We start from the raw sequence: 15589 nt of genomic DNA on the forward strand, positions 1-15589 counted from the left end.
TATAATGAGTTACTCATTAACCCTCATCTATGATGTATATTTATTATCGATAGGCTTTAATGAGAACGGCTGTACTTTTAGTTAAGCATAAAAAAGCGCCTACATGCTAGGCGCTTTTCTTATTAATTACTGCTTAATTGTGATGCTATCTTAGTCTAAAAAACTTAGTCTAGAAAAGCAAAGTTCTCAATCTTCATTGCTGTCATGCTGTCACTTGGTGCAACCATGGCTTCGGCATGCCCCGAGGTACGTGGTAATAACTTATCAAAGTAGAATTCAGCCGTTTGGATCTTAGCTTTGTAGAATTCTGGGGATTCAGTGCCGCCGTTTTCTAGCTTGTCATAAGCGACCGCTGCCATACGCGCCCAATGATAACCCATCATCACATAGCCTGAGTACATCAAGAAATCGTCTGATGCAGCAGAGATGATTTCACGATCTTTACGTGCCATTAGCATCAAGCGGACAGTCAATGTATTCCACTCAGCACATAGCTTGGTGAGCGCCCAAACGAATTTACGCATGTCTTTGTCAAGTGCATATTCGCCACACCATTTCATGATGCTTGAGGTGTAATCACGGATGATTTTTCCTTTAGACTGCAAGATCACTTTACGACCGAGTAAATCCAATGCTTGAATACCAGTTGTACCTTCGTACATGGTGGCGATACGAGCATCACGAGCGATTAGCTCCATGCCCCATTCTTTGATATAACCATGACCGCCATAGACTTGCTGACCGTGTTTGGCCGCTTCGATACCTAGCTCAGTTAAGAAGCCTTTTAGGATTGGTGTGTAGAAACCCAATTTGTCATCCCATTTTTCAAACTCTTCATCATCACCATTGATGATACCCTGTGCCATTTTATCGGCATAGCGCGCAGAATGATAAATCATCGAGCGACCGCCTTCGGCAAAGGCTTTTTGGGTCAATAGCATACGACGTACGTCAGCATGGTTGATGATGGCATCAGCAACTTTTTCAGGCTCTTTTGTGCCTGATAAGGTGCGCATAGAACGGCGATCTTTTGCATACGGCAGCGCGTTTTGGAATGACAATTCAGTATGCGCCAAACCTTGGATACCAGTACCAATACGGGCTGTGTTCATAAAGGTGAACATGGCTTTTAGACCTTTGTTCGGTTCACCAATTAAGTAACCAACGGCATCATCAAAGTTCAACACACAAGTAGCCGATGAGCTAATGCCCATTTTGTGTTCGATCGATCCACAAGTCACGCCATTACGCTCGCCAATTTCACCTTCAGTAGTTGGCAAGAATTTCGGTACGATAAATAATGAGATACCGCGTGTGCCTTCTGGTGCATTTGGCAAACGTGCTAAAACAATATGAACGATGTTTTCCGTTAAATCATGCTCACCACTTGAGATGAAAATCTTAGTACCGCTAAGCTTATAAGAGCCGTCATCTTGTGGAATGGCTTTAGACTTAACTTGACCCAAATCCGTACCACATTGTGGTTCAGTCAAGCACATGGTACCAGCCCAAGAGCCTTCGACCAATTTATGCAAGTAGGTTTCTTTTTGCTCATCGGTACCATATTGCATAATGGTATTGATACAGCCAGTTGATAGACCAGGATACATTGCCCATGGCCAGTTCGCCGTACCGATCATTTCAGCTTTAATTAAGTTCAATGAGGTCGGTAAGTTCATACCGCCGTACTCTTCAGGGTAAGAAATACCTTGCCAGCCGCCTTCTACAAATTGATCATAAGCTTCTTTAAAGCCTTTAGGGGTTGTGACAACCCCATTCTCAAAATGACAACCTTCAGCATCTGCTGGTTGATATAAAGGCGCTAAGACATTTTCAGCAAAATCTGCCATCCCTTGAAGAATCATATCAACGGTTTCAGGATCGGCATTTTCGCCATTGTCCAAATCTTTATAATGAGTTTGAAAGTCGAAAACATCATTTATTAAAAACTTGATATCACGTAAAGGTGCTTTGTAAGTTAACATAGTCGCTCTCTTTAGTTATTCGCTATCATAAATGGCTAGCTCGGTATTTGAGCCACGTTTCATGTAAAAGGGTGTTTAATCATTTGGGGTAAGAATAGACGATATCACGGCTCATCATTCAGATTTATCAAAAACAGCTCATCCATTTTGATTGCCGTTAAGGCATCCTTGATAAAAAACAGCTGTCGTGGCGTTACTGTCAGTATAAATCTTCTATAGCGACAAATATATAACTAATAACTAATATTCATAATTAATATTTTAAATCAAAACATTAATTTATGTATTGATGGGTTCGATTTTTATTAGTGTCTGTGGTTAAGTAGCTATCTATGATAGATGTGGCCGTATCAGAAAAACATTTTTTAACTGCATTTACGATATAAGGAAAGCCAATTATGAGCGCATCCAAGCGTGAGGCAACGCGAGCATCTTGGCTGACAGCGTTATTTGCTCGCATAAAGGCTTTAATTGATGGCGAGCTGGTGCATTTGCTGACAGTGAACCGTAGTAAGAGACCGTGGCATATGCCGATTATCGCGGCGATTGCCATCAGTTTCCCTGTGTTTGTGGGCGCTTATTTTGATGCTTTATCGTCAGGTATCAAAGCGTCTTTGGGGGCGATGGTTATTTTGAATATACCGTTAGTGGGCAAGCTGCCGTATCGATTGGTGACGGTGATGGCTTGGGGTTTTGCCATGTCGCTGTGCTTTGCGCTCGGTCTAATTGCTCAGCAAGTCCCGCTATTAAAACTGCCAATATTTACGCTAATGGCGTTTGGTATTGTGATTTTTGGACGTTATTATCGTCAGCCACCGCCAGCGGGACTGTTTGTGATGATGGTAGGTGCTATTGCGCTATTTATACCGCTACCTTTGGAAGACATTTTGCCTGCAACTGGACTGGTGATGCTTGGCAGTGGCTTTGCTTTAGTGATGGCATTGCTGTATTCGTTGTTTTTATTAGCAACGCGCCCAGCGACGCCGACGCCTACTTATAGCTACGAGCCAGATACCATTACTGAAAGTGTGATTGTCGCCGGTTTTGTCAGTTTAGCCTTGCTCATCGCCGTCACTTTACAGCTGTCCAACCCCTATTGGGCAGCAGTTAGTTGCTTTTTGATTATCCAAGGTATTCATTTGCGCACCATGTGGATTAAGCAAATACATCGTTTACTTGGTACAGTATTGGGTGTGGTTTTGGCGAGTTGGATGTTGTCTTGGGGATTATCAATATGGGGGGTGGCACTGGCGATACTGACGATGATGCTTTGTATCGAAACGTTAGTGGATCGACATTATGGTTTGGCAGTCATATTTATCACGCCGCTGACGATATTTATTGCAGAATACGGCAGTGGCCTACCATTTTCTGAGTCCGCCTATCAAGAAGTGATTCGCACACGCCTTTTTGATACTGTGATTGGCTGCTTGGTGGGTCTGAGCGGCGGAGTAGTGATGCATTCAACCAACTTACGCATACCACTACGGCGTATCGAAAACTGGCTGCTGGCGCGCTTTGGCTAATTGATGAGTGTCAAACCACCAGTACATTTGAAATCAAGTATTAATCAAAGTCGCATGAGCTGAGTTCATGCGACTTTTTTTATGTCAATTTTCGATTAACGACTGTGTAGCGTTTCAGTCGCTTGCACAACATCGATCGTATGACACGTCCAACGCGCAAAACTTAGCGCTGCTTGCCCGATGAGCATGCCATAGCCATCAGAAATCTGCGCGCCACGTGCAGAAAAATGCTGCAAAAATGGCAGCGGGCGTCCGTACATCATGTCATAAGCGTAGTCACCGTTTAGCGTGTCGCTTAGTGGTAGCGTATCTGCTGATAAACCAATAGAAGTCGCATTGATGATAATATCAAACGGTCCATTTAATTCAGTCGTGCGACAAGTTTCAATCTGCTGCTCATGAATAGCAGCGCTTGCCGCGCTAAGCTCAGTGACTAACTCTGTTGCCTTGCTCAGCGTGCGATTGGCAATCGTAAGATGTGCGATACCAGCTTCAATTAATGGCAATATCACTCCACGTGCTGCGCCGCCTGCACCAATGAGTGCCACACGTGCACCACTCAATGGCCAATCCAAACTTAAGATGTGATTGACCAGTCCTTGTCCGTCGGTATTATCGCCATACAATGCCTCGGTGATTGGCACGCCACTTTTTAACAGCGCTTTATTTAGTAACAGCGTATTGACTGCGCCTGCAACTTTGGCATGCTCTGATAAACCACCGCGCGCCGCGCAGCAGTCATAAGCGATTTGTTTAAAAGGTACAGTCACGTTGGCTCCAACCCCGCCGCCCTGAAAAAACGCCTCAAGCACCGCGGTAAAACTGGCTGCATCATCGGGGCAATATTGGCGTTGATAGCTAATCTCAATGCCCGTCTGCGCTGCAAATAACTTATGAATTTCAGGGGATTTGCTGTGGGCAATGGGATTGCCGATAACGATAAAATGCTGGGTCATAATAGGTCTGCTTGCGGTAAGAGGCAAAAATTGATCAGTAGAAGGGCATTGATATACAATCATCATAAGGGATAATGCGATATTTGACAAATCAGTGGTCTAACCAGTAAACACTTTAATAGGTAGGTTTTTTGACAGGTTAGGTCTTTAACAAATCTGTACTGTCTGGGAGCGTTATCCGTAACGTAAAGGGTGGTCAAGTGTTAAGCAGTTGGGTAAACTAGAGAGCATGAAATTTTTATATTGATATTTTGGCAGTTGCATAACTATCAGTAACTGAACTGTCAAAAATTAAGTCATAGGAAACTGACATAACAAACTGAGTCATAAAATACCAGGTATAAGAACGCTTATTTATAAAATATAATGTCCATTATCAGCGGCCTATCTGCCTGCTCGTTAATACTATTTTGAGAATCATCTAAAAGTGTGAGTAAATTGCCCATGTGGAATAATAGCCTACAGACCCTCTTAGTCGGTACGATAATGGCAGTCGGTGTGTCGCTCAGTGGTTGTGATAGCAGTAAAGACGACGCCCAAAACCAAGATGCCGATATGAGCGAGCAAACCGTCGCTGACGATGCGCTAGTACAGGACAATGCTACGCCGAACGCCGATTTAGACGGCGCTACTGCTCAGCAAGGTACACAAGTGAAATATGACGTTGCAGGATGGGGCACTAAAAATGTAGCGTCACTGAACGTCGATAATTTAGATGAGATCAAAGCGACTTTTGGCAAGGTCATGAGCACTGATGAGAACAGCCTCGACTATGCCAGTAATCCAGCCGCAAAATATCGCTTTATGGATACCGATGCGCCGTATTTGGATCTGATTGATTCTGAAAAGTATCTCGAACTGGGCTGGTACTTTGCCAATCCTACTGACTCTGATAAAGAAAAAGAGATAAGTCAAAACCATGCCGAAAAAGCGCATAAGCTTGCCCGCCAACTGATGGGTGATGAGGGCGGACAACTGATTTCTGATATGCTTAATGGTCAAATTATCAAAAATAAAGTCATCGGTGGTCAAAAAATAGAACTGGCAAAATGTGAGTTCTACAGTTGTATGCTGGTCATCAATAAATCTGCTGCCCAAACAGATAAGAAGTAAGCTGTGCTAGCTATCATGCCGCTCAATAATTGGCTATGCATACATCCATCAAGTGCTACGACGTATAGCTCAGAAACAGTATCGCTAGACAATCGTGGGTTGGCATATGGCGATGGTTTTTTTACCACGATGGGGGTCATCGATGGGCAGATACTGTGGTTGGCTTATCATCAGCAGCGCCTTATTTCCCATGCTGAAGCTTTACAACTTGAATTAGACAGTTATTCTGTCATGGCTTTATTGCAGACGCATGCCGAGCAACTACAACAAGGCATGCTGAAACTGATGGTGACTCGCGCCGCGCAAGATGTCCGTGGTTATGACTATGTGCCAACCGCATCTGGTAGCGCTTGTGAGATTTGGCTAAAATCCTCTGTGATGACCGTCACTACGACTGAGCAATTACGCTTGCCTGATGGATGCTTAATCCCGATGCAGCCTATCAGTTCTGCCATTTGCCTATCTTCGCAGCTTGCCTGCTTACCGCCACCATTAGCCGGACTCAAAAGCCTCAATCGCCTCGACAATGTGCTGGCAAGTGGTGAGCTGCAAGCTATCAAAGCCAAAGTATTGGAAGACAATATTAAATCAAGCATCAGTGAGGGGTTGCTACGAGATATGAGTGGTCGTTGGGTTGAAGGTACGATGAGTAACGTCTTCTATCAGTTGTCACACTCGCCTTTATCAACACTATCATCAGAAAAAACGTCATCAGAAAAATTGTCTACGCTAGCGCTTTATGAAGACAATACAAACTATCTAACCACTGGTCAATGGTATACACCATCCATGGCGAAATCTGGCGTCGCTGGCGTGATGCGGCAAGTCATTATCGATGCTTTGTCTGGTACGGAGCAGCCCGTCATTGTCAGGTCTTTGCAAGAGGAAGATCTACCGCATTTAAGCAAGCTGTTCTTTTGTAATGCACTACGAGGCATTATTTCAATGAGTAGCCTGACGTTATTATCGGGTGAAATGGTGAGATTTTAAGCGATTCTAATCGTATTTAAAAATATTAAACTTGGTATCAATAAAGTCATCTTGGTACAAAATAACTTCCTCATTGCGATACATATCTCGCACTTTTAATAGTGCTTCTTGCTCGTTCTCTGCGTTAACCTCCACTATATTATTCAACGTCTCGACAATCTCTATCTGAAAGGCTCTTTTCAGTTTTTTATCTACTTTCATCATTACTATTCCCGATATATGCTTATCAAAATTTCTTGAGTATTTATATATTCTAGGTTAGTAAAGGCGCTTAAAAAGAAGTGATCGTCTTTTGTTACGTAGACTTGTGCGATAAGGAAAATCGATCAATGATAGTGTTTTGATAAGGAGAGATATCCATGGACTACATCTACGAAGATGAACGAATACCTTTACAAATCCGTCGACTATTAATTTTTGATGAGATTTGCAAATTAGCAAAAAAACAACCTGATGAAATTATTCACTTATCAAGATTCACTAAATTATCGCTCGGTGTTATGTATTTGAAAGACTTTAAAAAGTTTATTGCGTTTGGCGGTGTGTTTGAGTACGCAGAAACAAGAGAAGAAGTTATCGAGCAACGTATTAGAGTCTTTCCTAACGACGAACCAGTCACACGTGCGCTGACAGTCAACTTAAAACAGTTTACTCAGCCCGCGCGCACAGCTATCCAGCTGGTCTGGTATTGGAATAAATATGTTAAAAATAGAATGCACGCTTACGTCGATTATCGTGAAGAGCACTTTTTTAAAATCAATGATGAAATTGATGGAGAGTATCCATCGCATAAGTGTCATGGCCGTTTAGTTGCAACGGCACGTTTACCTTTATGGGACGATAGAGATGATTTAATTGCAGACGTGTACCGTGATAATGAGGGAAAACCAAGGCCTGAGCGATTCAATGAGAAACGTTTAATATAGTTTTTGATATTGCCCACGACCAGTAAATCCAATAATGCCTTTATCTCGCAACACTTGTAATTGCTGACGGATTTTATCTTTAATGTGATTATTTTCAGGATGTTTACGCTGTAATTCATCAGCAAAAGCATAAACCTGATTGAGAGAAAAATTAACGTTCAGTTTATCAATACATTGCCAAACATCTAACGTCCAACCACGTGAGGTCGTAGATTGCTCGCGTAAAAACAAGGTTTTTTGAAATTGCTCGGTGACATTATCGCGTGGTATGACTTGCTGGTCTTTGACCAAAAATACTTTGCCTGATTCTGGCACTTGTCGTAAATCAATATTGCAACCAACCCAACCGGCACGTTTAGCAGTGACTGATAAAGGCTTACGTTTGACAATCATATCAGGCTTAAAAAAATGCTTAGGAATAATCAGGAAGTTGTTAACGCTATATTCTTGAGAATAGGTTAAAAAGAAAAAGTTAGGATTATTGTCGCTACTGATACGCTCAATCATGGTGTCATAAGCGCCGTCATTGATAATGTTGCTTAACTTTGCTTGCTTACTTTTTAGCTCATATTGCTCATTACAATTTGCACAATAAAAGTCAGCGACAGGCTGATTGTTAGTAAATTCCGCCAATGGTTCAGCATCGCAATTAGGGCAGTAACTTTGCTTAGCAACCCAATCTTCACTGAGTACTCTAATGATTTGACTAGGCGACTTGTAATTTTTGGCAAGGTTTTGATTAAAATGTAGGTTCATAACCAGTTTTCGTTATTAGAGAAAAGGAAAAATACCAAAAGAAGGTAGAAATATTAGCCCATATCAGCAGGCGTAAATACCAAGATAATTCATAAGCTAAGCAAATACCATTGAAAATCGCACGGTTCAGTGCTAAATTCTAGCAAACTTCTGCCTCGCGAGTTGCCATGAGCAAGCCTACATCTGAAACGCCTCCTGAACGCCCTAATGAAACGCCATCGAATAAACCAGATAGCAGTGTTGAGGAGCGTGTCGATACCACACTACCGGACACGCAACCAGCAGTTGATGGGGTAGAGGAAACGCCAGCGACAGATGTGTCACTCATCAGTGGAGCGGCTAAGCCACGCGAATATAAAGCCGATAATCAATCGTTCTTTATGCAGCGTGGTTATCAAGTGTTGCTAGTGTTGGGGCTTATCGCTGCGTTTTTCTTAGTGATGGTCTATCAGACATTGTTTGGGCGGATTGAGCAGCCAAAGCAAATGGTCACCATTGAGCAGGGTCAGAGCTATTACGGCTTACTGCCGCAGTGGCAACAGCAAATCCCGCTGTTTTCTGCCACGATTGCCAAGCTCTATATGAAAACACAAGTCGATGGCCCCTTACATGCTGGTATTTATCAATTACCAGAAAACCCTACCTTTGCTGAAACGCTACATATACTTGGGCAAGGGGTAAAAGCATCGATGGTAAAAGTGCAAATCATCGAAGGCAAAACCTCTAAAGATTTGTATCAGACGTTACGGGATAATAAAGGCATCAAAAAAGAGGTGCTGACCGACGATAGTGGCAATGATAGAGACAATGCTGGTATTGCTCAAGCGTTGGATTTGGTCGGTATATTGCCAAATGAAGTGATCAATAGTAACGACCCTATCGTCAATCACAATCTTGAAGGCTGGTTTGCCCCTGACACTTATTATTATGGGGAAGGTAGCACTGATAAGCAGGTACTGACCGATTTATATAAGCGTCAACAGCAAGTATTGACTGAAGCGTGGGAAAATCGTGCGCCCAATTTACCTTATAAGACGCCTTATGAGGCGTTAGTGATGGCCTCTATCATCGAAAAAGAAACCAGTGTGGCAGAAGAGCGTCCTTTGGTCTCTGCGGTGTTTAGAAATCGCTTAGATAAAGGCATGCGAATGCAGACCGATCCGACCATCATCTATGGTATGGGCAGTCGCTATGAAGGTAACATTCGCCGTAAAGACATTGATGAAAAAACGTCTTATAACACTTATCAAATTGACGGCCTACCGCCAACACCTATCGCGCTACCATCGGCTGCCTCTATCGAAGCGACCTTGCATCCAGCAGATAGTGACGCATTGTACTTTGTAGCGACGGGTAATGGCGGGCACAAATTTACTAATAGCTTGGCGGCGCACAATCAAGCGGTAAAAGAATATCTCGGCGTCATGCGTGAGAAAAAATCACAAACCCCGCCGCAGTAATTCAATCCTCTATCTTTTCTCAAAACCTATCGTGAACTGAGCGTTATGCAACTGTCTACATAACGACATAACGCTCATCAATGACATAAGGTCATATCATGTCAGCACCTATACAAAACCATGTATCTCAAACAGTCCAGTTGAGAGCAAAGCAGCCCAAAACAAGTCAGCCCAAAGCAAGCAATGACATCAATGATATCGCACTCAATCAAGGGCGCTTTATCAGTTTTGAAGGTACTGAGGGCGTAGGCAAAACGACTGCCATTGAGCAGCTGTGCACACGCTTAGACGATAGTAATATTGCGTATCTGCGTACCCGTGAGCCGGGTGGTAGCCCGTTTGCAGAACGTTTGCGCGCTATATTATTGGACCCTGCGACCGACATCAATGATGATACAGAGCTATTGCTACTATTTGCGGCGCGCTGCGACCATATGCAGCAGGTGATTCTGCCAGCGCTACAACGTGGGACGTGGGTAATATGCGATCGTTTTACCGATTCTACCATTGCTTATCAGGGCTTTGGGCGCGCACATGGCGATGCGGTGGTACGAGCCAAAATTGAATCACTTATCGAGCAGTTTGTGCCGCAACTACCTGAGCTGACATTGTGGCTGGATTTGCCCGTATTAGAAGGCATGGCACGCGCTAATAAACGTAGCGCCGCTGATAGATTTGAGCAGCAAGCGACCGAATTTTTTACTTGGGTACATAAAGGCTTTAACACGCTGGCGACTCAGCATCCCGAACGGATACAGCGCATTGACGCATCAGGCACAGCCGATGAGGTGAGCGCGCGAGTATGGCAGGCGGTACAAGGCAGATTTGATGTTTCTTAACGGATTTTATACAGCCATCACCTAGCCAAATAAAAAGCCCCAACATTGCGTTGGGGCTTTTGTGTTTTATAAACTGTTATATTCTATAAAGTATCAAAACAGTCATCAAGATATTGTCAAAACTGTGTTAAAACAAAGCTGTGGCAACGATTATTTATCCTGTTTATTCACAGCTTTATTATCTGAAATTTCTTGAACATTGTCTTTGTTAATGTTGTCTTTAGTAATATCGCCATCAGAGCTTGCATTGGTTGTATTATCTTGACCAGAGTCGGGTAGACGATTTGGATCAAGCGCGCCCTTCTTAGTTTTAGGTGCGTTGCCATTACCATTCGTACTACTATTGTTAGACACCTTATTTTTAGGAATTGCCTTCGAAGTCGCTGTCGAGTTGGCTGATATGACGCCTTTATTAACGACGTCAATAGACTTATCTTTTGACGTTATTACTTTGTCATTCAAGGTGTCTGGCGTGGTTTTAGTTCCAGCACTGCTGCTCGAATGGTTTGATACCTCAGTATCTGCATTTTGCTCAGCGACTCTCTGCTCAGTGATTTTCTGCTCAGCAATTATTTCTTTAGCGCTGTCGCTATCAGTGGCAGTGGATTGTTCTGTTGCATCAACACTATCATCGCTCAGCTCTTTTTCTTTACGCTTTTCAGGTGCTTTTGAGCTGGACTCAAAGTTAGCATCAGCTGCCAGTCGCGCCTGCTCTTGTTTAGGTGTCACGTCGACAGGTTTTGGCTGTACTTCATCTTCCACTACCAGTGAGATGAGCTTGCGATCGCGTGGCACGATGCCATCAAACTTATCGGTAATGACGTGTAGCTTGCCTTCTTTGTCGATTGTATACAGCGGCACGAATTGCTTATTGTCGGCTTTGTATTGCTCAAAGCTGTAGCTGTCGGTGATGTTGGTAATCTTGATACGGGCTTTTTTCGACAGCATGCTGGCAAGTTTGGTATAGGTGACGTCTTTGCCAAACAGCCACTGCGAGTGGAAGTTGCCTTGCTTATCATCGCGCTCGCTTTTGACCTTTTCGTCGCTGAACTTGAGACGGTACAATTTGCGCTCACCAAATTCATGACGATAATGAATCTCAGATAAGGTGTTCATCTCTTTGTCCATACTCATGGCAAACAGCCGACCGATACCGATCAGGTCAAGATGATGATCGGCATGATCAGAGATGGGATTGCCAAAATAAGTACGCAGACCACTCATGCGTGCGCGGGCAATATTGGTATAGTTGTTGTGTGCGACGATGACATCAAAGCCCTGATCTTTTAGAGAAGTTGCTACCAAAAGCGCAATGGGATTTGAGCCGACGATAAGAATACCATTAGTCTCAGGCTCACGGACACCCAGCAAGTTTCCGACTATTTTCGCCCCCAAGCCCTGAATCATAACCGTGCCAATAATGACCATGAATACTAAGGGTACAAGCAGTTCAACACCTTGAATATCATACTCTTGCAGACGAATCGCAAACAACGATGAAATAGCCGCAGCGACGATACCACGTGGCCCAATCCAACTAATCATCAGCTTTTCATTGGTCTTTAAGTTTGAGCCAATAGACGATGCCCAAACGGATAAAGGTCGCGCCACAAACATGACGATAGCAAGTAACACCAGACCTGCGAAACCAACGCTAAGTAAGCTTTCCAGCTCTACACGTGCTGCAAGGATAATAAACAGCACAGAGATAAGAAGGATGGTTAAAGATTCATTGAACTCTAAAATCGTATCGCGTGGGAATTTTGGCCAATTCGCCAATGCCACGCCCAATACGGTGACTGTCAATAGCCCAGACTCATGCTCTAAATGGTTCGATACTGAAAATAACACCAAGACAAAGGCAAGCGTAAAGACATTGCGTAAAAATTCAGGAATCATATGCCGACGCATCAAGAAGGCAAGCAGCCAAGCGCCTGCCATACCCATCGCTGTCGCTAATACCACGATTTTGGCAAACAATAAGATACTGCTGGCTTCGCCGCCTGAGATGATGTATTCATAAACCAAAACCACGGCAATAGCGCCGATTGGGTCAATGATGATACCTTCCCATTTGAGGATATTAGAGATGGTCTTATTGGGACGCACACTACGTAATAGCGGCATAATCACCGTTGGACCCGTGACGCACACGAGCGCACCGAACAGCAAAGCAATCAGTGGATCGACATCGAATAAGAGATAAGTCGATAACGCCACGATAGCAATGGTGATAAGTACACCGACCGACACCAGCATTTGCACCACGGTGCCATGCTGTTTAATCTCGTCAAACTCTAACGTCAGCGAGCCTTCAAATAGGATAATCGCCACGCCCAAAGAGATGAAGGGGAACATCAGCTCTCCCAGCACCAAGTCAGGATCGAAGACTCCCAGCACTGGGCCCACGATAATGCCAATCAGTAATAAAAATAAAATGGACGGTTGCTTTAAATACCAAGCCAACCATTGGGCAGCAATGCCAATCCCAACCACGCCAGATAATAATAGGGCGGTATCCATAAATTGATCCTTTTATAATCTTGTCGTATTTTATAGCTATCAACCGCTTTTTTAGAGTAGCGGCTGCCAGTAGTATAGTAATAAGTTGACGCTACTCGCTATAGAGACACATCTCTATGAAACGTAAGCGACGACAATGGTATCCATCATGAATCACAACATGAGCCAGATATGATATAACTACTATAGAGTAGTAAAGACAAAAGCATTGCTAGAAAAAATCGTCAATCTCATATAAATCGTATATGGCATCACGCTCGCTCAGTCTATTATTGATAGTACTGTCACGCGACTTTTTTTATCCATTTATCTTGAATCGACCATCGCATTATTCTAGTGATGCAAAAGATGAGCAATAAGGGTAATAATAGCCAGCTTTATAAAACAATAGTCAATAATGATTATTTATAGACTTTAGTTTGCTTAAAAAGTTATTTGGCTTGCTATCATAACATGCTTTTATTTCATGCTGAGCAAGGCCGTATATAGCACTATATTAGTAGGCAGTGGTAAAAATATACAATAACTGGGTCAAATAATTGCGCCTTGGGTTATCCTACATGATCGGAATAATGACAAAATAGCACGATGACTTATCATACAGTAGCCGTCTTTATCATGCACCTAGCGAGGATTATCATTGTTTTGGGGTGTTTATATAAGGAAAGGCGAATGGTTGATGGCATAAGGGTATAAAAAACAGTAATCTAATAAACGACTAGATAGCGACTAAAAAGGTTGGCCGCCATAACATTCAGTGCCGATGCAACGTTTGTCATATACGGATTTGATTAAAATTAAAACATTGTATTCGCCTCACTAGCGATAGTAGCCAAAACATAACCACTAAAAATAACAACGATTACTTATATGGAGGACAACATGCCTATCAATATGCTTACAGCGCAATCTAAGTTTTATGTGCCGCATTGGTTAAAACGTAGTGCGCTGGTGCTTGCTGTCAGTACCTCGATGGTTACTGGCGTCACTGCCACCGCCATGGCGAGCGCCCAAGCTGTCGTCACCACGGCGGATTTTTCTGACTTAGTGCAGCAAGTTACCCCAGCCGTTGCCCGCGTAAATGTCACCAAGACCGTCAGCGAGGCTGAGCTTGCCCAAGCCCAAACAGCCGAATTGTTGCGGCAGTTCTTTGGTGATCGTTTACGTATTCCTGATCAGGCTGCCACGCCAGCAATTGAGCATGCTTATGGCACGGCCTTTTTTGTCACAGCTGATGGTTATATGCTGACCAACCACCATGTGGTGGAGGGCGCTGATAAAATAACTGTCACTCTTAACGATAGAACAGAGCTTGATGCAACCTTGGTTGGTAGTGATGAGCGCTCTGATGTGGCTGTACTAAAAGTCTCGGGCAACCAATTTCCTGCTTTGCCTATCGGCGACTCAAATGCTCTGAAAGTAGGGGAGCCAGTACTAGCCATTGGTTCGCCATTTGGTTTTGATTATTCAGCATCGGCGGGCATTGTCAGTGCTAAATCACGCAGTTTTTCACGCGATACCAGCGTGCCATTTATCCAAACAGACGTGGCATTGAACCCTGGTAATTCAGGCGGTCCACTATTTAATCAGCGCGGTGAAGTGATTGGTATTAATTCGCGTATCTTTAGTGGTACTGGTGGTTACATGGGTCTGTCGTTTTCCATTCCGATTGATGCGGCGATGGATATTTACGAGCAGTTAAAAACCGATGGCGAAGTGGTACGTGCTTATTTAGGTATTTATCCACAAGACATCGATCGCAATTTAGCAGAAGCTTATAACCTAGATCGTCCTCAAGGTGCACTACTGACAAGAGTATCACCAGACTCACCTGCACAAAAAGCTGGTCTAAAACCTGGCGATATCATTTTGCAATATAATGAAGTGCAAATTATGCGCGCCTCAGATTTATTAAACTTGCTCAATCGTGCCAAACCGAGCGATAGCTTCCGCGCACAGATTCAGCGTAATGGTAAGCAGATGACCATCAGCGGCAAACTCACTTATGCGCCCAATGATGTGAGAGCACAAGGCGGCGATCAGCAGAATGATGAGGTGCAGTTAGGCTTGCGTTTACGTAACTTGACCGCTGATGAGCAAGCAGAAATAGCAGTGGATAATAAGACAGGTATTTTGGTTACCACGGTTGACCCAACGGGATTGGCGGCGCGCTCAGGTCTGTTGGCAGGTGATGTGATTACCAATTTTCACCAAAAGCCGATTAAAAAGGTCACGGATTTTTCAAGCGCGATTTCATCATTGCCCAAAAAAGGCGTAGTGACCATTGAAATTATCCGCCAAGGTATTCCCGCGATTATTGGTTTACGTATTGAGTAAGCCTTGATAGCTTTGATAGCTTGGTAGGGGTAATGGGTAGTCGGGGTAGCAATTGAGCATGGCATAACAGACGCGTCAATAATTCTACTTGTCTATGATAGAGCTCGACCCCTATAATGGCTGATTATTTTAACCATGAGTTAAAATAATCTAACACTGTCACTAACTTATTCATGGA

At 43.5% G+C, this 15589-nt stretch carries 12 protein-coding genes; 7 read left to right on the forward strand and 5 right to left on the reverse strand.

The features are described 5' to 3' along the window. Nucleotides 1-164: 164 nt before the first annotated feature. Nucleotides 165-1985, reverse strand: coding sequence for an acyl-CoA dehydrogenase C-terminal domain-containing protein (locus INT03_RS07670; RefSeq protein ID WP_060490238.1), 1821 nt, complete (start codon nucleotides 1983-1985; stop codon nucleotides 165-167). Nucleotides 1986-2383: 398 nt separating this feature from the next. Between INT03_RS07670 and INT03_RS07675 the strand changes: the two genes are divergently transcribed. After that, nucleotides 2384-3511, forward strand: a complete 1128-nt coding sequence (locus INT03_RS07675) for an FUSC family protein (protein ID WP_193008475.1) — start codon at nucleotides 2384-2386, stop codon at nucleotides 3509-3511. A gap of 95 nt (nucleotides 3512-3606) precedes the next feature. On the opposite strand, the gene aroE is transcribed toward INT03_RS07675, so the two are convergent. Then, nucleotides 3607-4467 carry a shikimate dehydrogenase gene (gene aroE, locus INT03_RS07680; protein ID WP_193008476.1) on the reverse strand — a complete coding sequence of 287 codons (861 nt, stop codon included), beginning with the start codon at nucleotides 4465-4467 and terminating at the stop codon, nucleotides 3607-3609. A 444-nt stretch (nucleotides 4468-4911) separates the two neighbouring features. Here aroE and INT03_RS07685 point away from each other — a divergent pair, with 444 nt between their 5' ends. Both INT03_RS07685 and INT03_RS07690 read left to right on the forward strand, forming a co-directional pair. Further along, the gene (locus INT03_RS07685) at nucleotides 4912-5580 is read left to right on the forward strand and encodes a hypothetical protein (protein WP_193008477.1); all 669 of its coding nucleotides are present in this window, start codon (nucleotides 4912-4914) and stop codon (nucleotides 5578-5580) included. Between the two features lie 3 nt (nucleotides 5581-5583). Continuing rightward, nucleotides 5584-6570: an aminotransferase class IV gene (locus tag INT03_RS07690; protein ID WP_296293211.1), complete on the forward strand. Its 987-nt coding sequence runs from the start codon at nucleotides 5584-5586 to the stop codon at nucleotides 6568-6570. 6 nt (nucleotides 6571-6576) lie between these two features. Here INT03_RS07690 and INT03_RS07695 read toward each other — a convergent pair whose 3' ends face one another. Further along, nucleotides 6577-6774: a DpnD/PcfM family protein gene (locus INT03_RS07695; RefSeq protein WP_226950341.1), complete on the reverse strand. Its 198-nt coding sequence runs from the start codon at nucleotides 6772-6774 to the stop codon at nucleotides 6577-6579. Nucleotides 6775-6929: 155 nt separating this feature from the next. On the opposite strand from INT03_RS07695, the gene INT03_RS07700 reads away from it, so the two are divergent. Beyond that, complete coding sequence (locus INT03_RS07700) at nucleotides 6930-7496, forward strand: hypothetical protein (protein WP_193008478.1); 567 nt, start codon at nucleotides 6930-6932, stop codon at nucleotides 7494-7496. On the opposite strand, the gene INT03_RS07705 is transcribed toward INT03_RS07700, so the two are convergent. After that, nucleotides 7488-8252 (reverse strand): DpnI domain-containing protein, encoded by a 765-nt coding sequence (locus tag INT03_RS07705; protein WP_193008479.1) that lies wholly within the window; start codon nucleotides 8250-8252, stop codon nucleotides 7488-7490. The two genes, INT03_RS07700 and INT03_RS07705, sit on opposite strands and share 9 nt — an antisense overlap. Nucleotides 8253-8419: 167 nt before the next feature. Between INT03_RS07705 and mltG the strand changes: the two genes are divergently transcribed. Together mltG and tmk are read left to right on the forward strand one after the other, a co-directional pair. After that, nucleotides 8420-9712, forward strand: a complete 1293-nt coding sequence (gene mltG / locus INT03_RS07710) for an endolytic transglycosylase MltG (protein ID WP_055123616.1) — start codon at nucleotides 8420-8422, stop codon at nucleotides 9710-9712. Nucleotides 9713-9810: 98 nt separating this feature from the next. Then, entirely contained in the window at nucleotides 9811-10551 is a 741-nt protein-coding gene (tmk, locus tag INT03_RS07715) for a dTMP kinase (protein WP_193008480.1), read from the forward strand. 150 nt (nucleotides 10552-10701) lie between these two features. Here the strand turns inward: tmk and INT03_RS07720 are convergent, their stop codons facing one another. Continuing rightward, nucleotides 10702-13074 (reverse strand): cation:proton antiporter, encoded by a 2373-nt coding sequence (locus INT03_RS07720; RefSeq protein WP_226950342.1) that lies wholly within the window; start codon nucleotides 13072-13074, stop codon nucleotides 10702-10704. A gap of 972 nt (nucleotides 13075-14046) precedes the next feature. Between INT03_RS07720 and INT03_RS07725 the strand changes: the two genes are divergently transcribed. Beyond that, nucleotides 14047-15411, forward strand: coding sequence for a Do family serine endopeptidase (locus INT03_RS07725; RefSeq protein ID WP_390890589.1), 1365 nt, complete (start codon nucleotides 14047-14049; stop codon nucleotides 15409-15411). Nucleotides 15412-15589 lie beyond the last annotated feature (178 nt).

This window comes from Psychrobacter sp. PG1 (assembly GCF_014897815.1).
GTDB lineage: Bacteria > Pseudomonadota > Gammaproteobacteria > Pseudomonadales > Moraxellaceae > Psychrobacter.

Excerpts from the sequence above, each read along its gene's own strand:
- INT03_RS07670 (WP_060490238.1), bottom strand. The coding sequence starts at position 1,985 with ATGTTAACTTACAAAGCACCTTTACGTGATATCAAGTTTTTAATAAAT.
- INT03_RS07675 (WP_193008475.1), top strand. The coding sequence starts at position 2,384 with ATGAGCGCATCCAAGCGTGAGGCAACGCGAGCATCTTGGCTGACAGCG.
- aroE (WP_193008476.1), bottom strand. The coding sequence starts at position 4,467 with ATGACCCAGCATTTTATCGTTATCGGCAATCCCATTGCCCACAGCAAA.
- INT03_RS07685 (WP_193008477.1), top strand. The coding sequence starts at position 4,912 with ATGTGGAATAATAGCCTACAGACCCTCTTAGTCGGTACGATAATGGCA.
- INT03_RS07695 (WP_226950341.1), bottom strand. The coding sequence starts at position 6,774 with ATGATGAAAGTAGATAAAAAACTGAAAAGAGCCTTTCAGATAGAGATT.
- INT03_RS07700 (WP_193008478.1), top strand. The coding sequence starts at position 6,930 with ATGGACTACATCTACGAAGATGAACGAATACCTTTACAAATCCGTCGA.
- INT03_RS07705 (WP_193008479.1), bottom strand. The coding sequence starts at position 8,252 with ATGAACCTACATTTTAATCAAAACCTTGCCAAAAATTACAAGTCGCCT.
- mltG (WP_055123616.1), top strand. The coding sequence starts at position 8,420 with ATGAGCAAGCCTACATCTGAAACGCCTCCTGAACGCCCTAATGAAACG.
- tmk (WP_193008480.1), top strand. The coding sequence starts at position 9,811 with ATGTCAGCACCTATACAAAACCATGTATCTCAAACAGTCCAGTTGAGA.
- INT03_RS07720 (WP_226950342.1), bottom strand. The coding sequence starts at position 13,074 with ATGGATACCGCCCTATTATTATCTGGCGTGGTTGGGATTGGCATTGCT.
- INT03_RS07725 (WP_390890589.1), top strand. The coding sequence starts at position 14,047 with ATGGTTACTGGCGTCACTGCCACCGCCATGGCGAGCGCCCAAGCTGTC.